The organism is Mesorhizobium mediterraneum (genome assembly GCF_002284565.1).
GTDB lineage: Bacteria > Pseudomonadota > Alphaproteobacteria > Rhizobiales > Rhizobiaceae > Mesorhizobium > Mesorhizobium mediterraneum.
Genome location: NZ_NPKI01000018.1, coordinates 115,772 through 135,617, shown reverse-complemented (window position 1 = coordinate 135,617; position 19,846 = coordinate 115,772). Strand labels below are relative to the sequence as shown.

Genomic DNA, 19,846 nt, shown 5'->3' with positions numbered 1-19,846 from the left:
AGAAGGGATAGAACTCAGGCGGCCTCGTCCGTGATGGTCCGGCTGAGGCGGCGGACTTCCTCGTCGTTGAGCAAGCCGCCGGCGCGCAGCAGGCTGGCGAAGCGGCCATTGCGCATCGACAGTTCGGCGAAGCCACCCAGTTCGACCACCTTGCCCTTGTCCATGAACACGACCAGATCGGCATCGCGAACGGTGGTCAGGCGGTGGGCAATGATGAAGGTGGTGCGGCCGCGCCGCAATTCGTCAATCGCTTCCTTGACGCGGTCTTCCGTCTCGACATCGAGCGCGCTGGTCGCTTCGTCGAGCACCAGGATGGGCGAATCCTTCAGCACGGCGCGTGCGATCGCGATACGCTGGCGCTCGCCGCCCGAAAGCTGTCCGCCGCGTTCGCCGACGACCGTGTCATAGCCATTGCTCTTCGACAGGATGAAATCCTGCGCGGCAGCGGCATTGGCGGCAGCGTGGACCTCATCATAGGTCGCCTCGGCGCGCCCGACGCGGATATTGTCCTCGATCGAGCGGTTGAGCAGGCCCGCATCCTGGAACACCGTGGCGATCGAGTGGCGCAGCGACTTGCGGGTCACCGTGCGGGTGTCGATGCCATCGATCAGGATGCGGCCGCTGGACGGCGCAAAGACGCGCTGCAAAAGATTTATGAGCGTGGTCTTGCCTGCGCCCGTCGGACCGACGATGGCCACGGTCTGGCCGGCGTGAACTTCGAACGATACGTCGTTCACGCCCTGGCCCGAATTGGCGAATTCGAAGCTGACGTTTTCAAAACGCACATGACCAGTGACGTTGCCGAGGTCACGCAACCCGTCCGGCTCGGCGGCGTCGGCCGCGGAGTCCTCAAGGCGATAAAATTCCTCGAGCTTGGCCCTGGCTTCCGAAATCTGATTGGCGAAGGCCGACATCTGGTCGAGCCGGGCAATCAGCAGCGTGGCAAAGCCGGTAAAGGCTATGACGTCACCGATACGCAATTGGCCATGCATGACCAGATAGGAGCCGATCAACAGCACGACCATCATCGAAATGGTCGACGACAGGCGATGCAGGGCGTTGGCCAATGCCCACCAGTCAAGCACCGGATATTGGGCATCAAGCAGATTCTTGACATAACGCTTCAAGGCGTCGGTTTCGTGGCCGATGCGATTGTAGCTCTGCAGCACGGCGACATTGCTGACCGAGTCGCTCACATGCGCGAACACCTTGTGAAAGTGCCGCTCCACGGACGCTTGGCCTTCCTTGGTACGACGCATCACCAGCCGCCCGATTCCGACGTAGAGCGCACCCAGCGCCAGCAGGACCATCGACATGCGAATATCCATGCTGATCGCCGTCGGCACCAGCAGAACCAGCGCGACAACAGTGGACAAATGCTGCCTCATGAACTCGAGCCAGAGGCTGAACAAGGTCTCGACCGCGCGCAGAAGCGTATGCAGGGAATTGGAGGTGCCGCGCTGATGATGCCAAGCAAGCGGCATGGTGATCACGCGCTCGAATGACTGGCAAAGGACCTCGCTGCGCCGTGCATGGGCAAAGCGGTCCGCGCCGCGCGCCACCAGAACGAAGGCGACGACGTTGAAGACGCCGATACCGGCCCACACGCCGAGCGTCGAAAAGACCGAGCCGCCGTCCGAAATAGCATCGATCACCCGTCCGAACATGATCGGCTCAAGGATGGCGATAATGGCAAGCGCGATGTTCGCCCCGCAGATAAACGCCACGCGTTTCCTGTCGGCAGCGAGATAACCGAGCGCTCTCCAGTAGATTTGCAGAAGGGACACTTCAGCTACTCCGGCAAATTGTTATTGTGCACTGCATCATTTTCTGACTCGTACCCGTTGACGTGTCGCGAAACAATGCTCGTGTACCCCTTCAGTTCCCAATTCGCGAACAAAAGATGGCGACGCTGCGAAATCTGTCGTGATCACCTAACAGTTTGAGAAAAAAGGTAAAATGTCAGCCTTACGGCAAAATCATGGCAGGCCGCAAGCACTGCCGCAATTTTAATCAGCAAATGGTTATGTATGAGTTTCTAAAGCCTGCATCGGCTTTTCGGAAAGCTGACGCGCGGTAGAATTGCTAGAACATCCTTAAACAACGCGCGTCCCCAAGATGTGTAAAGACGCTCCAAATCCTTGAAACTACGCCGGTATCCTGACGACCACTTCGGCCTTGTCGCCGGCTTTCGGTTCGAAAGACGAAGCCTTCGTCTTTTTACCATCTATCTCAAGAGAGATGGCTTTGACCTTGGCGTCACGGACAACGCGAACCCTGAGCTCGGCCCCAAGCACCTTGAGGGTTGCCGCATAACCCTCCCAATGGCTGGGGAGTTTCGGCTTGAACTGGATGCGCGCTCCCCTGCGCTCAATGCCGAGGATGCCTTCGACCGCCGCGCGATAAAGCCAGCCGGCCGAGCCGGTATACCAGGTCCAGCCGCCGCGGCCGCCCTTGCCTTGCCCGGCATAGACATCGGCGGCGACCACGTAAGGCTCGACGCGGTAATGCTCGGCAGCGGCCTCGTCGAGCGCGTGGTTGACCGGGTTGAGCATCGAGAAACAACGGTAGGCATCATCGGTGCGCCCCATTTCGGCGAGCGCAATGACGAACCATGACGCCGCATGGGTGTACTGGCCACCGTTTTCACGGACACCCGGCGGGTAGCTCTTGATGTAGCCCGGGTCCTTTTCCGTCTTGGAGAAGGGCGGGGTGAAAAGCTTGACGATCTTGAGCTCGTCGTCGACAAGCATCTTCATCGCCTGCTGCATCGCCGTCGTCGACCGCGCTGGATCGCCCTCGCCCGACAGCACACTCCACGACTGGGCAATCGAGTCGATCTTGCACTCCTGTGAACCGCGCGACCCCAGCGGCGTGCCGTCGTCGAAGCTGCCACGACGATACCATTCACCATCCCAGGCCGTGCTTTCCAGCGCTCGCTTCAGCACGTCGGCGTGTTTTGTCCAGGCTTGCGCGCGCTTGGTGTCGCCTTCCGACTTGGCGACAGGCGCAAAGTCGCCCAGCGTCTTCAGCAGGAACCAGCCCAGCCAGACGCTCTCGCCCTTGCCGTGCTCGCCGACACGGTTCATGCCGTCGTTCCAGTCGCCACCGAGGATCAGCGGCAGTCCGGCGGGGCTGCTGCGCTTGATGGCAAGGTCGAGTGCACGCGCGCAATGATCATAGAGTGAAGCGGTCTTCTTCGATATCTCCGGGGTGAAGAAGGCATCATGCTCGCCTTCTTCCAGCGGCGGCCCGTCGATGAAGGGCAATTGTTCCCTGAGGATCGCGGTGTCGCCGGTCACCAGCAAGTAGCGTGCCGTGGCATGGGCGAGCCAGACCACGTCGTCGGAAATCATAGTGCGGACGCCTGCCTCGGTGCGCGGCAGCCACCAGTGCTGCACATCGCCTTCGGGGAATTGCCGCCGCGCCGCGTTGAGTATCTGGTCGCGCGCCAGTTTCGGATCATGGACAAGCAGGGCCAGCGTGTCCTGCAACTGATCACGGAAGCCAAAGGCGCCGCTCGCCTGGTAAAAGGCGGAGCGGGCGCGGATGCGGCAGGCAAGGCTCTGATAGGGCAGCCAGTGGTTGACCATGGCGTCGAGCGCCTTGTCCGGCGTCTCGACCTGGATGGTGTCGAGAAACCCTCGCCACGTGCGTTCATTGTCAGCCAGCCGCTGATCGAAATCTTTGCTGCTATGGTGCTGCACCAGGGCGCTGGCTTCCTCGGCAGAAGCTGCATCGCCGAGCAGCCAGAGCAGCGTCACGTCGCCGCCGGCAGGGATGTCGATGTCGCGCGCAATTGCAGCACAAGGATCATCGCCGGCCTCGACGCGGCCCGATAGGCTGGCGCCGTTGAGCACGGCATGCGGAAGTTCGCTGGTGCCGTGCCGGCCGATGAACTCACCGCGGTCGGCCGTCACCGAATGAGCCGCGCTGTCGGCGGCCAGGAAGGCGACCCGCTCGCTGAAGTCGAGTCCGTAGGGATTTTGCGCCAGCAACGCGCCCGTCTCAGCATCCCTGGACGGAACGATGGTCGCCGCCGTGCGCGAACGATGGCTGCCAAGGACCCATTCCGCATAGGCATAGACGCGCAGGCGCGCCGGCACCGAACCGGAATTCTGGATTCGCAATCGGGAGACTTTCACCGGATCGACAGGATCGACCACATGGGTAAGATCCATCGACAGCGGCCCGCGCGTCGAACGGAAGGTCGAAAAACCCTGCCCGTGCCATGTTTCGTAGGTCATGGCAGGATCGCGCACCACGGCGGCCAACGGCGAGAACGCCCGGCCGCTGGCATGATCGTAAATATAGATGCCCTCGCCGGGCCGGTTGGTGACCGGGTCGTTCGCCCACGGCGTCAGTTGATAATCGCGGCTGTTTCGGCTCCAGGTGAATGCAGCGCCTTCAGCCGAAACATGGAAACCGAACGAGGTGTTGGAAATGACGTTGATCCAGGGCTGCGGCGTCGTGAGCCGCCCTGCAAGGCGCACGACATAGTGGCGTCCGTCGCCCTCGAAACCGCCAAAACCGTTCCACTGGCTGAGCCCGCTGCCGTCGGCACGGCCTTCGATCGAGGCTTGGGCAGCCCACGCCTGCGGGGCCGGCGAAGACGGTTCACGAAGCGCTGCTGCATCCGCCGGTTGCAAGGCGTCCCGCGCTTGCAGCGCAGCGGCCTCGGCGCGCTCGATTTGATCGAAGATGGTGCCGTTGCGCGTGTGCAGGACGACGCGGGCGACGGCGAGCAGCGTCTTGTAGGTCGTCTCGTCCATCAGGTCGCGGCGCACCGCGAAGATGTGCTGGCGGGGTCCAAGCTCCTTGCCGCGCAGGCGGCTGTTTTCGCACAGCGTCTCGACCGCCCGTTGCAGGTCCTGCACGTAGGATGAAGCCTGCTCGTTGACGACGACAAAGTCGATCATCATGCCGCGGGCGCGCATATATTCCTGGAAGCGGAGCGCCTGGGCGACGATTTCGAGGTCGGCGACATCGCCGATCCTGACCAGGAAAATCGGAAAATCGCCGGATATGCTGGTCGGCCACAGGCCGGACTGCTTACCGAGCCCGGAAGCGATCGATTCGGCCGGAAGGCGCAGGAACGGATCAGGATAGATCAGATAGCGCGCCAGATTCTGCACATTGGCGGCATCGGCAAGGCTGAGACCGAGATGACGGGTCTGCACCTGCGAGCGGGTCCAGGCGAGCATCGCCTGGCGGGCGAAGGCTTCCGGATGATCGAGCCGCGCAATGGCGTCTTCGAGTTCGGCACGGTTGGCGCCAACGGCAGTCCAGAAGGTCAGCGAGATCTTCTTGTTGGCCGGCACGCGCACCTGTCGGCGAAGCGCTGCGACCGGATCCAGCGTGAAGCCAGAATGGCCGCCAAGCTTGGCGCCGAGATCGAAGGCGGCAGCCTCGACGATGGTGCGGCCGCGGCCGATGAAGGCGCGCCGGTCGGTTTCGGCCTCGGCGTCGCGCGTCGACCCAGACGGGTCGGTGACGAAATGCGCCAGGGTGACGTCAGGCTCGTCCGTTTCCCGCTTGCGTCTTGTGGCGAAGATCGCCCCGTTATTCGCAGCGATCTCGGTTTCCACGAACATTTTCGAGAAGGCCGGATGCGCGTTATCGGATGCCTCTGAGCCCAGCACCAGTTCGGCAAAGGAGGTCACCTCGATATGCCGGTCGACCGGGCCGTCATTGTAAAGCGTCACCCGCCGGCCTTCGCCGTTTCCTTCCGAGATGACGATGCATTCGACCTCCGAACGCAGTGATCCCACCGATTTGACAAAGCTCGCCTTGTCATCCGAAAAAAGCGTCTGCACCTCTTCGCCGGTGGCACGCTTCGGCTCGGCGGTGGCCGACCACCAGTCGCCGGTGCCGGCGTCGCGCAGGAAGATATAAGAGCCAAGCCGATCCTCGGTCGGGTCCGGCTGCCAGCGCGTGATCGCAAGCTCGCCCCAGCGGCTATAGCCAGAGCCGGTCGCGGTGACCATGACCGAGTAGCGGCCATTGGACATGACGCTGGTCGAACGCAGCGCCTTGAGCGGGTTGAGCACGATGCGCGTATCGGGGCTCTCGACTTCCGTTTCGTCCTTCGACCGTTCGTCGGCCTCGGTCCTGACGGTGGCGGTCGGGATGTCGCGCGGCGCCCTTTCCTGCAGCAGCAACTCGGCCGACTCGATCACCGGATCGCTGTGGAAGCGATCGCGCAGGCGTCCTTCGAAGATGGCGTCGGCAACGGCGGCGATCGACATGCCGGAATGGTGGGCCATGTAGTTCAGCACGACGACATGATCGGTGCCCTCCGGCACGCGCTGCGGCGTGAAATCGACCGCATCGTAGAAGCCGTGCCGGCCAAGGGCGCCGAGCTGCCTCAGCCTGGCCAGGTTCTGCACCGATTCACGCGGGGTGAACTGCGCCGCCAGCACGGTCGCATAAGGCGCAATCACCGTGTTCTGGCCAAGACCTCGCTTCAGGCCGAGCCCAGGCACGCCGAAATTGGTGTACTGGTAAGTCAGCTCGCGGTCGCGGGCGTTGTAGGCCGCTTCCGAAATCCCCCAGGGCACGTTCTTCGAGCGGCCGTACTGGATCTGGCGCTTGATGATAAGCTTGCTGGTCTGGTTGAGGATCGAGCCTTGCGGCTCCTTCATCACCAGCGGCGGCATCAGATACTCGAACATCGAGCCGGACCAGGACATCAGCGCGCCCTTGAACCCGATCTCGACGATCGGCCGGCCGAGGTGGAACCAGTGCTCGGTCGGCAGATCGCCCTTGGCGATGGCGAACAGGCTGGTCAGCCGCGCCTCGGAAGCCAGGAGGTCGTAGCAGCTTTCGTCGAGCTGATGCTCCTCGACCCGGTAGCCGATCGACAGGAGCTTGCGTTCCTTCCGCATGAGGAAGGAGAAATCCATCTCGAAGGCGAAGCGGCGCGTGCGCTCGCGCAACGAAAGAAGCTTGGCCCGCAAGGCTTCGACGGCATTGTCGTCGCTATGCGCGTCATGAACATGCGCCTCGCAGGTGGCTTCCAGCCTTGCCGCCCAGTCGGCGATGGTGTCGCTCTGTGTCGATGCGGCCTCGGTATGGATGGCGATGGCGAGCTTGCGGATCTCGCCGGCCAGAACGGCCAGGTTGATGGTGCGGATCGATGCCATCTCGGGCTGTGCCTTGATCGATTCGACCGCCCGCCGCATGCCGTCGAGGCGATCGGCGAGCCGTTGGCGCAACGGCCGCAACTGACGGCGGTCGTCAGGCAACTCCGCCAGGCTTTCGTCGAGGATCGTCACCGTATCGAGGATGCCTTCGAAATCGCCCTGAAGGTGGACCGCAGGCGCTTCCGCCCATTCGGCGCAGGCTGCTGCCACCGCCACCAGATGGCCGGCGAGATTGCCGCTATCGACGGCGGAAATGTAGAGCGGATAGAGCGGCTTCAGCGTCGTCGTGTCATACCAGTTGAAGAGATGGCCGCGTTCACGCGGCATGCTCTCGATGGTCGACATCGTGGCGTCGATGCGGGTGGTGGCGTCGGACAGGCTTATCCAGCCGAAATCGCGCGCCGAAATCACCGACAGGAGATAAACCCCGATATTGGTCGGCGAGGTGCGGGGCGCAACGACGGGCGCCGGACTTTCCTGGAAATTGTCGGGCGGCAGATTGTGATGCTCGGCCGTCACGAAAGTCTCGAAATAGTGCCATGTGCGCCGCGCGACCGTGCGCAGCGCATGGATGTCGGCCGCCGATATGCGCAAGCGATCCTCGGTTTCGGCCGAGCGGCTGATCCAGAAGGCGAAGGCCGGCGAGCCGATCCAGAACAGCGCGAAGAAGAAAGCGACGAAAGCTCCGGTGGAATCGGCCAGAACGGGAATTGCAAGGCCGACGACGCCGATAATCACCGCGCCATACATCATGCCGTAGTAGGAGCCGAGATCATTGTCGCCGTTCTTGTGCGCCTGCGAGGCCGTGCGCCATTCGAGCAGGTTCTGCCGACTGACGAACAAGCGGTAGAGCGTGCGAATGATAGCGTCGCCCATCATCCAGGCCAGATGCGCCATCAGCACGATCTTCAGAGCCACCAGGGCGGTGCCGAAGACAACATCGCGTGCCAGTGCCGAGAAATGGCCGCGCGGTGTCTGGTCGCCGCTTTTCGGCAGGATGGCGTGGATGATGTCGAACGTTGGCGCCATGAACAATGTGAGGATCAGCAGCGCCTGCCATTGCGCGGCCTGTGTGAAGGGCAGCAGCGTCCAGCCGGCGATCGCCGCCATCACCCAGAAGATCGGCGTCAGCGAGCGGCGCAGATTGTCGACCATCTTCCAGCGCGACAGCGCCGGCACGCCAGAGCTCGGATCGAGAAGAAAGCCCAGAAGCTGCCAGTCGCCGCGTGCCCAACGATGGTGGCGCGATGCGTCGACCGAATAGCGGGTCGGATAGTCCTCGACCAGTTCGACGTCCGTGACCAGCGCCGCGCGGGCCAATGCCCCTTCGAGCAGATCGTGGCTGAGGATGGTGTTTTCGTCGATGCGGCCCTTCAGCGCCGCTTCGAAGGCGTCGACATGATAGAGGCCCTTGCCGGTGAAGGAGCCGTCGCCGAAGACATCCTGGTAGATGTCCGAGACGGCAAAGACGTAAGGATCGAGGCCGCGATTGGCGGAAAAGACCCGCTGGAAGAAGGATGCGTCGTCGCCGCTGGTCAATGATGCGGTGATGCGCGGCTGCAGGATGGTGTAGCCGACGGTGACAAGGCGCTTTGTGACATCGAAATGCGGGCGGTTGAGCGGATGGCAAAGCTTGCCAACCAAACTGGCGACGGCATCGCGGGTGGTGCGTGTGTCGGCGTCCAACGTCATCACATGGATGACGTTTTCCGGCAACGGCACATCCAGCGGCAGGAAGGTGGTGTCGCTGTCACCGCGCAGCAGAAGATTCAGTTCGTGCAGCTTGCCGCGCTTGCGTTCCCAGCCCATCCAGGCGCCCTGGGATTCATTGTAGAGCCGCCGGCGGTGCAGGACGTAGAAACGCGGCGCGCCTTCGCTGGGATAGCGGGCGTTCAACCGCGCGATCTCGTCGCGAGCATATTGGAGGATCTCAATATCCGCGGCATCGATTTCGGTCTTCGAGTCCGGCCAGTCAGAAAGCAGAGCGAAATGGATTTCGTCCGCCGTGTTGGCCAGGTGATGCACTTCGATGTTGCGGATGTTTTCCTCGACGTCGTCGCGCGAGCCGATCAGCGACGGCACCACCACCAGCGTGCGCGCCTCGGGCGGCATGCCGCGTCTGTAGTCGTAGCCGACGAGGCGCGTCGGCTTGAGGAACAACGATACGACAGTGTTGAAGAAGGCAAGCGCGCCTTCGCTGGCCGGCACGGCAAACAGCGCCAGCATCAAGGCGATCGACGGCACGGACAGGCCGAGATTGGCAAGGGCATTGCCGGAGACGAGCAGAAGCAGGACGGTCAGCGCGAACACCGGCACGACAATGCCCAACCATCCGGTTTTGCGGAACGCCCGTTTGGTCGTGACGCTGACGGTCGGCCGATAGCCGATCGCCTTTTCCAGTTCCAGCCGGCGCGGGCCGACCAGGAAGAACCCGACGTCGGTGTGAGCGGTCGGACCGGTGCCGGAAGTATCGGCGACAGCGGCGTGGCCGGCAAGTTCGATCGCCTTTTCGGCGACGCGGAATTCGGAACGATCGGAGCGGCGCGCCAATTCCTCGATCGCGGTCCGGTACTGGTCGCGCGAGAAGAAATCGAGCGCGGCGAAATCGGTGCGCTCGCGCAGCAAGGTGTCGATGCGGCTGACGCCTTCGAACCAAACCGTCCAGTCGATATCGTTGATGAGTCTGAGGCCGCGGATGATGTTACCGGTGGTTACATTGCCACCAGACAGCGTGCGATGCTCGCTGATGATGATTTCCTCGGCATCGGAGCCGGACTCTTCAAGCTCGCCCTCCAGCCATTCCAGCGCCCTGCCGGCATTCTGCGACCCGTCGCGCAGGCGGTAGAGCAGTTGGGTGGCGAAGGTGGTGTCCTGCGCATGGGCTACGTAGTTCGACAGGATCGCCTGACGGTCGGCGTTGTCGTCGATCGCCAGCACGCGATCGGCAACCTCGTTGGCAATCTGGCGCATCTGCCGGGTACGATTGACCCGGACCGCGATCCGGCGAAGATTTTCGATCAGAACGAAGCGCAGCAGCGATGGCAGCGCCCAGAGTTCGCCGATTTTCAGCGGCTCGACGGACTGAAAGCCTTCGACGATCGCCTTGAACATGGTCGCCGAGACGGAACTGTCCGAATGGGCGACGTACGTCCAGGCCAGCGCAAGGGCGCGCGGCACGCTGGCGCCGTCGGACAGCTTCAGGGTCGGCAACTGCCGATAGAAACGGCGCGGCAGGTCGCGTTTGACCTGGAAGATGGTTTCCTCGACCAGATAGTTGTTGTCGAGCAACCATTGCGCCGCCGGCGTGATCGTCTCGCCCCTCGCCTGCGCGGCATTGGTCGAGCGGTAGACTTCGAGGATCTTGCTGGCGCTGTCGCGGACGCGTGGCTGGAAATCGAACGGCTCCAGGCCGAACAGATCCTTGACGTCACCCTCGGCGAGGCTTGTACCCAGCGTGCGCAGGCGCTCTTCCGGCAGGAAATTGGAGCGTATCGGCTCTTCGGTGATGGCCGGGAAGCTCGCGCTCGTCTTTTCCATTTGGGTGGGGTTCGTCTGGATATTCATTGAAAATTCCGTATGGGGGACGCATAGCGGCGTCACCGCCACGGCAATGTCCCTAAAACCGATTCAAATGCAATTGGTTGCATCGAAACACGGGCCGAAAGTTTGTTTTCGCACCACAACTTTCAGACGTTCACCCCTTCGCTCCCGTCGGGACTTGATCGACGGAAGGATTCGGGCTTTTTCGTGATGTGGACTTGAGCTTACGGTATATTTCGCCGGTGCTGCGATCATGTTTCGAAACAGGCGTTAATCGTTTGCAGCAACGCGATCGATGCGGATCACGAACAGCGTCGCCGTTCGGGCAGGCTCCAGGCGCCGTTTCAGGGCGTCCGGACTGAGCAACAGCGTGTCGCGCGGTCCGATGCGGACAGGCGCCGCGCCGGCCATTGTGATCTCGCCGTCAAAACACAGGATGAGGGTCGCATCGGCCGCTGAGTGGATGTCCGTCGGGGCCGAAATCACCACGCGCTCGACAGTGTGGGTCATCCGTCCGCGCCGCGTCATGACGTTGAGATCGGTGATCGGGCCGGCGATCAGCGCCGCTTGCGTCGGTACATCGGCCGGAAAGGAAAGCGGGGCGGAAACCTTGGTCACCGTGGCCGCCGGGCGACCGGCGATATCAAGGATAATCCCCTCACCTTCCAGCACGGCCAAGGTTCGGTCCACTCCGGCAAACGCGGAGAATGGCCCGCCGCTTTCGACGCGCGCCATTGAGACGCGCCAGTCGAAATCATCGAGCGCAGCACCTGCGGGCGAGACGGCGATCTCCGTCGTCACCCCGCCGCCGTTCTTCCAGGGCATAGACCGGTATTCGGCTGCTCGGAGGATGCGCAAGGCGCGGCTCAGCCGAGGATGCCTGGCAGGTTAAGTTGGTGCTCCCTGGCGCAGTCGATGGCGACGTCATAGCCGGCATCGGCGTGGCGCATGACGCCGGTCGCCGGGTCGTTCCACAACACGCGCTCAAGGCGTTTGGCCGCTTCGCGTGTGCCGTCGGCGACGATGACCATGCCGGCATGTTGCGAAAAGCCCATGCCGACGCCGCCGCCATGATGCAGCGACACCCAGGTTGCGCCGGAGGCGGTGTTGAGCAACGCATTGAGCAGCGGCCAGTCGGATACGGCGTCCGAGCCATCCTTCATCGATTCCGTCTCGCGGTTCGGCGAGGCAACCGAGCCGGAATCGAGATGATCGCGGCCAATGACCACCGGCGCCTTGAGCTCGCCCTTCGCCACCATCTCGTTGAAGGCGAGGCCGAGCCGGTGGCGGTCGCCGAGACCGACCCAGCAGATGCGCGCCGGCAGACCCTGGAACGCGATGCGCTCGCGCGCCATGTCGAGCCAGTTGTGCAGATGGGTGTTGCCAGGTGTCAGCTCGCGGACCTTGGCATCGGTCTTGTAGATGTCCTCGGGATCGCCTGAGAGGGCTGCCCAGCGGAACGGGCCGATGCCGCGGCAAAACAGCGGTCGGATGTAGGCCGGCACGAAACCCGGGAAAGCAAAAGCGTTCTCGAGCCCTTCCTCCTTCGCCACCTGACGGATGTTGTTGCCATAGTCGAGCGTCGGCACGCCGGCGTTCCAGAACGCCACCATCGCCTCGACATGCTCGCGCATCGACGCGCGCGCTGCCTTTTCGACCGCCTTCGGGTCGCTGGTGCGCTTCTCGCGCCATTCGGCGAGCGACCAGCCCTTGGGCAGATAGCCGTTGAGCGGATCATGCGCCGACGTCTGGTCGGTGACCAAGTCGGGGCGCACGCCGCGCCGCACCAGTTCCGGCACGATGTCGGCGGTGTTGCCGACCAGGCCGACTGATTTCGCCTCGCCGGCCCTGGTCCAGCGCTCGATCTTTTCCAGCGCCTCGTCGAGCGTGTCGGCGCGTTCGTCGACATAGCGGGTGCGCAGCCTGAAATCGATGCGGTCGGGATCGCATTCGATAGCCAGGCAGCAGGCGCCTGCCATGACCGCGGCCAGCGGCTGGGCGCCGCCCATGCCGCCGAGCCCGCCGGTCAGGATCCATTTGCCCCTGAGATTGCCGCCATAATGTTGGCGGCCGGCCTCGACGAAGGTCTCGTAGGTGCCCTGCACGATGCCTTGCGTGCCGATGTAAATCCACGAGCCGGCCGTCATCTGGCCGTACATCATCAGGCCCTTCTTATCGAGTTCGTTGAATTTCTCCCAGGTCGCCCAGTGTGGCACGAGGTTCGAATTGGCGATCAGCACGCGCGGCGCATCGGTGTGCGTCCGAAACACGCCGACCGGCTTGCCGGACTGCACCAGGAGCGTCTCGTCATCTCCAAGCGTCTTCAGAGAGGCGACGATGCGATCGAAATCGTTCCAGGTGCGCGCTGCTCGGCCAATGCCGCCATAGACGACCAGTTCGTTGGGGTTTTCGGCGACGTCGGGATCGAGATTGTTCATCAGCATGCGCAACGGCGCTTCCGTCAGCCATGAGCGGGCGTTGAGCTCGCTGCCGCGCGGGCTGCGGACTTCGCGGATGTTGTGGCGAGGATCGGTCATGGCGTCAGTCCCTTTCGAATGAGATGCGGCGTTGCGCGTTCAGCCGTGTGCCCAGACAATCGCGTTTTCGAGGATCTTTTTCAGCGTGACGCGGATCGGCGCGGCAAAATCGGCATCGTAGGATACCGGCCAATTGTCCGGCGCACCCTTGCCTTCGGGCTCGCGCATATAGCCGCGGTTGGAGAGCTCCATCTGCAGCGCATAAACTCCGTTTTGCGGCTGGCCGAAATGGCGTGTGATCCAGCCGCCCTTGAAGCGGCCGTTGATGACAAAGGTCTCGCCGGTTTCGGCTAGGATCTGGCCGACCATTGCCTGCAAGGCCGGGTCGGCGCTTTTGCCGTCATTGGTGCCGAGATTGAACACCGGCAGCGTTCCCTCGAACAGGCGTGGCAGCACCGAGCGGATCGAGTGGCAGTCATAGAGGACGACCTTCTGGTGCAAGGCGCGCAGCCTGTCGATCTCGGCCTGCAAGGCGGCATGGTAAGGCACAAAGTATTTTTCGCGGCGCTCGTCGACCTCCGATGGTCCCGGCTCTTCCCCGGCGCGATAGAGCGGATCGCCATCGAAGGTCTCGGTCGGGCAGAGACCTGTCGTCGCCTGGCCGGGATAGAGTGAGGCGCCCGACGGGTCGCGATTGACGTCGATGACGGTGCGCGAGATCGCCGTGTGCACCACCGTCGCGCCGAGGCTTTCGGCGAAATCATAGAGCTTGTCGATCCACCAGTCGGCGTCGCGGCGGCCGAGCCAGGGCGACACCAGCCGGTTCTCAAGACCGGCGAGATCGATGCCGGTGTGCGGGATCGAGACCAGCAGGGGTGCCGTGCCCTGAGTGACTGTGAGCCAGGAGGCTGCGGTCATGAGAGATCTCCGCGGGTTGGAGCTCTACGGCGCCCCCTTCTGTCCTGCCGGACATCTCCCCCACTTGGGGGGAGATTGGCAGCTTTGGCGCCCCGCTCAACCCTGCAACCTTGGCGATTGGCGAAAGCCGGCGTGACATCCGATCTCCCCCCAAGTGGGGGAGATGTCCGGCAGGACAGAGAGGGGCGCGAAGGATCGCGACCTATCGAGGTGTGCGCTCTCATGACGCAATTCCCGGCAGCGCCACCTTGCCCGCCGCCTTCACTGCCGCGCCGCTGCGCACCATGGCGATGGCCTTTTCCATGTCGGGGTGAAAATGCCGGTCATTGTCGAGATGCGGCACCTCAGCCCTGACCAGCCTGCGCACTGCCTCGAGTTCTGCGCTCGACGCCAGCGGTGCATGAAAATCGCAACCTTGCGCGGCGGCCAGCAATTCGATGCCGATGACGGCCGTCGCATTCTCGACCATGCCGATCAGCCGGCGCGCGCCGTGTGCTGCCATCGAGACGTGGTCTTCCTGGTTGGCCGAGGTCGGGATCGAATCGACGCTAGCCGGATAGGCCTTCTGCTTGTTTTCCGAGACGAGTGCTGCCGCCGTCACCTGCGGGATCATGAAGCCGGAATTCAAACCGGGCCTCGGCGTCAGGAAGGCCGGCATGCCCGACAGTGCCGGATCGACCAGCATGGCAATGCGACGTTCCGACAGCGAGCCGATCTCGCAGACGGCGAGCGCGATCATGTCGGCGGCGAAGGCCACCGGCTCGGCGTGGAAATTGCCGCCGGAAAGTGCGGTGTCGTCCTCGGCGAAGATCAGCGGATTGTCGGTGACGCCGTTGGCCTCGGTGCCCAGCGTGTCGGCGGCCTGGCGCAGCACGCTAAGCGCAGCACCCATTACCTGAGGCTGGCACCGCAGGCAGTACGGATCCTGCACGCGCTCGTCGCCGAGCCGGTGCGATTCACGGATGGCACTGCCGGCCATCAAATTGCGCAGCGCTTCCGCCGTCTCGATCTGGCCAGGATGCTTTCTCAAGAGATGGATGCGTGGATCGAATGGGGCGTCGGAGCCTTTCGCAGCATCGGTCGACAGCGCGCCGGCAACCAGCGCCGATTGATAGAGAACTTCGGCATCGAACAGGGCGGCCAGCGCATAGGCAGTCGAGAACTGCGTGCCGTTGAGCAGCGCCAGGCCTTCCTTGGCGGCGAGTGTCACCGGCTCCAGTCCGTGCGAGACGAAAGCGACCTTGGCCGGGAAGCGGCCATGCGGGGTGAAACACTCGCCGACGCCGATCATGACAGCCGTCATGTGCGACAGCGGCGCGAGATCGCCGGAGGCGCCGACGGAGCCTTGCGCCGGAACCACCGGAATGACGTCATTGGCCAGCATCGCTTCCAACAGTTCGACAGTCTGCGGCCGCACGCCCGAGGCACCCTGGGCCAGGCTGGCCAGCTTCAGCGCCATCATCAGCCGGCAAACAGCAACCGGCATCGGCTCGCCGACACCGGCGGCATGCGACAGCACGATGTTGCGCTGAAGGGTCTCGAGGTCGGCGGCGGGAATGCGGACGCTGGCCAATTTGCCGAAACCGGTGTTGATGCCATACACCGGCTCACCCTTGGCGACGATCCGCGCAACCGCTTCGGCGCTGGCCTTGATCTTCGGTCGGCAGGCAGCGTCTAGCTTCGGCACGGCGCCACGATAGATTTCGCGCCAGTCGGCCAGGGTTGTGTTGCCCGGCTTGAGTTTGAGTTGGCTCATTGTCCTCTCCAGATGCGGGCATGCAGCGGGTTGAAGCCCATGCGGTAGACGAGCTCGGCCGGGCGCCCAATATCCCAGATCGCCAGGTCGGCCGATTTTCCGACCTCCAGCGTGCCGGTTTGTCCGAGAAGTCCGAGCGCGCGGGCGGCCTCACGGGTGACACCGGCCAGGCATTCGTCGACGGTCAGGCCAAATAAAGTCGCCGCCATGTTCATGGTCAGCAGCAGCGAAGTCAGCGGCGAGGTGCCGGGATTGCAATCAGTGGCGACCGCCATCCTGACGCCGTGCTGGCGAAACAGACCGATCGGCGGCTTCTTGGTCTCACGTATGAAATAATAGGCGCCGGGCAGGATCGTCGCCACGGTTCCTACCTTCGCCATCGCCGCCGCACCCGCGTCGTCGGTGTATTCGAGGTGGTCGGCCGACAGGGCGCCATAGCGTGCCGCGAGTTCGGCGCCGTGCAGATTGGACAGCTGGTCGGCATGGAGCTTGACCGGCAGGCCTGCTGCTTTCGCCGCGTCGAACACACGAGAAATCTGCTCGGGCGAAAAGGCAATGCCTTCGCAAAAACCATCGACCGCGTCGGCCAGGCCCTCGGCAGCAACCGCCGGCAAAATCTCCTTTGCGACCAGATCGATAAAAGCTTCCTTGTCGCCTTTCGCTTCGGGCGGCAGGGCATGGGCGCCGAGGAAGCTCGTCCTCACCGTTACCGGACGATGTTCGCCCAGGAGCCGCGCGGCGCGCAGCGATTTCTTCTCGTTTTCGAGATCGAGGCCATAGCCCGATTTGATCTCGATGGTGGTGACGCCTTCGGCGATCAGCGCATCGAGGCGCGGCAGCGACTGGGCGACCAGCTCGTCCTCCCTGGCAGCGCGCAGCGCCCTGACCGACGAGACGATGCCGCCACCGGCCTTGGTGACCTCTTCATAGGTGGCGCCGGCCAGACGCATCTCGAATTCGTTGGCGCGGTTGCCGGCATGGACCAGATGGGTGTGGCAATCGATCAGGCCGGGCGTGATCCAGCGGCCTTCGCAATCGACAATCTCGGAGTCTTGGAAAAGTGCTGCCGGCATGTCGGCCTCCGGGCCGGCATAGACGATCAGGCCATCGCGTGCTGCGATCGCGCCGTGTTCGACGATGCCCAGTCCGGTAGCACTTTCAACCATGGTCGCCAGACGCGCATTGCGCCAGAGGCGAACCTCCCCTGCCCGGCTTTTGCTCTCTCCAGCCATGATCTTTTCCGTTTCAATCGATGGCGATTATGTATATACATATTGAAAGGCGCTGCAAGTGCTATGATCATACTGCCAAATGGGATTTTGGAGAAAAACGTGACGGCGATCTTTGCAGAACAGGTGCTTCTGCCCGACGGCTGGCATTCCAATGCCCGGATCATCGTCAGTGATGGCCGCATCGCCACGGTCGAGCCGAACACCACATCTCGGCCCGGCGACGAACGCCATGCCATCCTGCTGCCAGGCATGCCGAACCTGCATAGCCACGCCTTTCAGCGCGGCATGGCCGGCCTTGCCGAGCTGCGTGGCCCTTCAGCCGACAGTTTCTGGAGCTGGCGCGAGGTGATGTATCGTTTCGCGCTGTCGATGACGCCGGATCAGGTCGAGGCGGTCGCCGCGCAGCTCTATGTCGAGATGCTGGAGGCCGGCTTTTCGCGCGTCGGCGAGTTTCACTATCTCCACCACGATCGTGACGGCCAGCCCTATGCCAACATCGCCGAAATGGCCGAACGCATCACTTCCGCTGCTGCTGACACCGGCATTGGGCTGACGCTGCTGCCGGTGTTCTATGCGCATTCCTCTTTCGGCGGCGCTACGCCGAATGAAGGCCAGCGGCGATTCATCAACGATGTGAATCGGTTCTCGCGGCTTGTTGAGAAATGCCGCGAATCCGTTCGCGCCTTGAATCAAGGCGTCGTTGGCGTCGCACCACACAGTCTGCGCGCCGTGACACCGGAAGAATTGGAAAACATCGCGGCAATGGTGCCCGGCGGACCGATCCACATCCATATCGCCGAGCAAGTGAAGGAGGTCGAGGACTGCCTTGCCTGGTCGGGGGCGCGACCGGTCGAATGGCTGCTCGCCAACGCCAAGGTCGATGAGCGCTGGTGCCTGATCCATGCCACCCACATGACCGATGTGGAAACGATTGGCATGGCGAAAAGCGGGGCAATCGCCGGTCTCTGCCCAATCACCGAGGCCAATCTCGGCGATGGCACCTTTGCTGCACCCTTATTCAAACGACATGGCGGCCGCTTCGGCATCGGCTCCGATTCCAACGTGCTGATCGGCCTGCCGGACGAATTGCGACAGCTTGAATACTCGCAGCGCCTCGCCCATCACGCCCGCAATGTGCTTGCGGTCGCCGGCGGCTCGACCGGCCGCGCGCTGTTCGATGCAGCGCTCGACGGCGGCAGTGCCGCCCTTGGTGCTGGCCCCTCGCGGATCGCCGCTGGTGCCTCAGCCGATTTCGTCTCGCTCGATGGCAAGCACCCTTCGCTGGCCGGCAAGACGGGCGATGCGCTGCTCGACGCCTGGATCTTCGCCAACGGCGCCAAGGTCGATTGCGCCTGGGTGCATGGCAAGAAACTGGTCAGCGGCGGCAGGCATGCAAGGCGCGATGCCATTGCCGAGCGTTTTCGCAAGGTGATGACGGCGCTTTCGGCATGAGCACAATCGAGGCAGTGGATGTGGACGTCGGCGAGTCTGTCTCGCTGCATCAGCGCATCCTGTCCGACATCAGCGAACGGATCCTGTCCGGCGCCTGGGCGCCCGGCCACCGCATTCCGTTCGAGCACGAGCTGACGGCCGAGTACAAATGTTCGCGCATGACGGTCAACAAGGCGCTGTCGCAGCTTGCCAAGGCCGGGCTGATCGAGCGCCGTCGCCGCTCCGGCAGCTTTGTCCGGCGGCCGCAGTCACAAGCCGCGGTACTGGAAATCCACGATATCAGGATCGAGGTCGAGGCGCTCGGCCTGCCCTATCGCTACGAGCGTGTGGCGCGACATAAAAGGCGCAGCAGCGCGGAGGATCGCGCCTTGCTGGAACTTGACTCCAACGGGCCGGTGCTCGCGCTGGAATGCCGGCATTTCGCCGGCAAACGGCCGTTTGCCCACGAACAGCGGCTGATCAACCTGGCCGCCGTGGCCGAGGCCGCCGACGAGGAATTTCATGCCATCGCGCCCGGGCCGTGGCTGATTGCCCGCGTGCCGTGGAGTGCCGCCGAGCACCGCATTCGCGCAGTCGCCGCCGACAGGCACATTGCGGCCGCGCTCGACATCGAGCCCGGTGCGCCGTGCCTGGTGGTCGAGCGACGGACATGGAGCGCCGAGCACCCGGTCACCCATGTCCGGTTCACCTATGCGGCCGAGAGCCACGCGCTGGTCGCACGGTTCACGCCCTCGCAGGGCTAGCTTCCCCCTCGAGGGGAGGGTCGCGGAGCAAATGCCGCATGGCGGCACTTTGTGACGCGGGGTGGGGTCGGTGCAACCCACCGACCCCACCCGTCTCGCAATCTACGCTTCGCTCCGACTACTCGCCGACCCTCTCCTCAAGGGGGAGGGTAAAGCGCTCTGCCTCAAATCGCAGCGGTAACAATGATCTCGACCAGATATTCCGGTCCGGCAAGCTTGGCCTCGCCGGTAGCGCGGGCCGGGGTGTGGCCCTGCGGCACCCACTTGTCCCATTCCGCGTTCATCTCGGCGAAGGTGCTCATGTCGGCCAGCCAGATGATCGCCTGCAGGATCTTGGTCTTGTCGGTGCCGGCCTTGGCCAGCAATTCGTCGATGGCCGCCAGAATGTCACGTGTCTGGGCGCCGACGTTTCCGCCCGGCTGGCCGACCTGACCGGCCAGATAGACGGTGTTGCCGTGGATGACGATCTGGCTCATGCGCGGACCTACATCGATGCGACGAATGCTCATGGGACGTTTCCTTCCTTTGTGGGTCGCGCCTCTTTAGAGTCGCGGTTCGCCGGGGGCAAGGTTGCACGAGCGAA

General features: G+C 63.4%; 10 protein-coding genes. 2 read left to right on the top strand and 8 right to left on the bottom strand.

All coding sequences use genetic code 11. From position 1 onward, the window contains the following. Positions 1–14 precede the first annotated feature (14 nt). From CIT25_RS17040 to hutI, 7 genes are all read right to left on the bottom strand, one after another. Positions 15–1,787 carry a glucan ABC transporter ATP-binding protein/ permease gene (locus CIT25_RS17040; protein WP_095485702.1) on the bottom strand — a complete coding sequence of 591 codons (1,773 nt, stop codon included), beginning with the start codon at positions 1,785–1,787 and terminating at the stop codon, positions 15–17. A gap of 360 nt (positions 1,788–2,147) precedes the next feature. Continuing rightward, the gene (locus CIT25_RS17035; RefSeq protein WP_095485701.1) at positions 2,148–10,709 is read right to left on the bottom strand and encodes a glycoside hydrolase family 94 protein; all 8,562 of its coding nucleotides are present in this window, start codon (positions 10,707–10,709) and stop codon (positions 2,148–2,150) included. Positions 10,710–10,955: 246 nt separating this feature from the next. Continuing rightward, positions 10,956–11,543 (bottom strand): HutD/Ves family protein, encoded by a 588-nt coding sequence (locus CIT25_RS17030; protein ID WP_095485700.1) that lies wholly within the window; start codon positions 11,541–11,543, stop codon positions 10,956–10,958. Between the two features lie 8 nt (positions 11,544–11,551). Further along, positions 11,552–13,222 (bottom strand): urocanate hydratase, encoded by a 1,671-nt coding sequence (gene hutU, locus CIT25_RS17025; protein ID WP_095485699.1) that lies wholly within the window; start codon positions 13,220–13,222, stop codon positions 11,552–11,554. Between the two features lie 39 nt (positions 13,223–13,261). Beyond that, positions 13,262–14,080 (bottom strand): N-formylglutamate deformylase, encoded by an 819-nt coding sequence (gene hutG / locus CIT25_RS17020; protein ID WP_095485698.1) that lies wholly within the window; start codon positions 14,078–14,080, stop codon positions 13,262–13,264. A gap of 220 nt (positions 14,081–14,300) precedes the next feature. After that, complete coding sequence (gene hutH / locus CIT25_RS17010; RefSeq protein ID WP_095485697.1) at positions 14,301–15,836, bottom strand: histidine ammonia-lyase; 1,536 nt, start codon at positions 15,834–15,836, stop codon at positions 14,301–14,303. Further along, positions 15,833–17,068: an imidazolonepropionase gene (gene hutI / locus CIT25_RS17005; RefSeq protein ID WP_095485696.1), complete on the bottom strand. Its 1,236-nt coding sequence runs from the start codon at positions 17,066–17,068 to the stop codon at positions 15,833–15,835. The genes hutH and hutI overlap by 4 nt, the downstream gene beginning before the upstream one ends. Before the next feature lie 99 nt (positions 17,069–17,167). Between hutI and CIT25_RS17000 the strand changes: the two genes are divergently transcribed. Both CIT25_RS17000 and hutC read left to right on the top strand, forming a co-directional pair. Beyond that, the gene (locus CIT25_RS17000; protein ID WP_095485838.1) at positions 17,168–18,520 is read left to right on the top strand and encodes a formimidoylglutamate deiminase; all 1,353 of its coding nucleotides are present in this window, start codon (positions 17,168–17,170) and stop codon (positions 18,518–18,520) included. After that, on the top strand, positions 18,517–19,263 hold the full coding sequence (hutC, locus tag CIT25_RS16995) for a histidine utilization transcriptional repressor HutC (RefSeq protein ID WP_095485695.1): 747 nt from the start codon (positions 18,517–18,519) through the stop codon (positions 19,261–19,263). The genes CIT25_RS17000 and hutC overlap by 4 nt, the downstream gene beginning before the upstream one ends. Before the next feature lie 164 nt (positions 19,264–19,427). On the opposite strand, the gene CIT25_RS16990 is transcribed toward hutC, so the two are convergent. Next, positions 19,428–19,772: a RidA family protein gene (locus CIT25_RS16990; protein ID WP_095485694.1), complete on the bottom strand. Its 345-nt coding sequence runs from the start codon at positions 19,770–19,772 to the stop codon at positions 19,428–19,430. Positions 19,773–19,846 lie beyond the last annotated feature (74 nt).

Bases quoted from the DNA above. Each gene is read 5' to 3' on its own strand.
- hutH (WP_095485697.1), bottom strand. From the start codon at position 15,836: ATGAGCCAACTCAAACTCAAGCCGGGCAACACAACCCTGGCCGACTGG.
- hutI (WP_095485696.1), bottom strand. From the start codon at position 17,068: ATGGCTGGAGAGAGCAAAAGCCGGGCAGGGGAGGTTCGCCTCTGGCGC.
- CIT25_RS17035 (WP_095485701.1), bottom strand. From the start codon at position 10,709: ATGAATATCCAGACGAACCCCACCCAAATGGAAAAGACGAGCGCGAGC.
- CIT25_RS16990 (WP_095485694.1), bottom strand. From the start codon at position 19,772: ATGAGCATTCGTCGCATCGATGTAGGTCCGCGCATGAGCCAGATCGTC.
- hutG (WP_095485698.1), bottom strand. From the start codon at position 14,080: ATGACCGCAGCCTCCTGGCTCACAGTCACTCAGGGCACGGCACCCCTG.
- hutU (WP_095485699.1), bottom strand. From the start codon at position 13,222: ATGACCGATCCTCGCCACAACATCCGCGAAGTCCGCAGCCCGCGCGGC.
- hutC (WP_095485695.1), top strand. From the start codon at position 18,517: ATGAGCACAATCGAGGCAGTGGATGTGGACGTCGGCGAGTCTGTCTCG.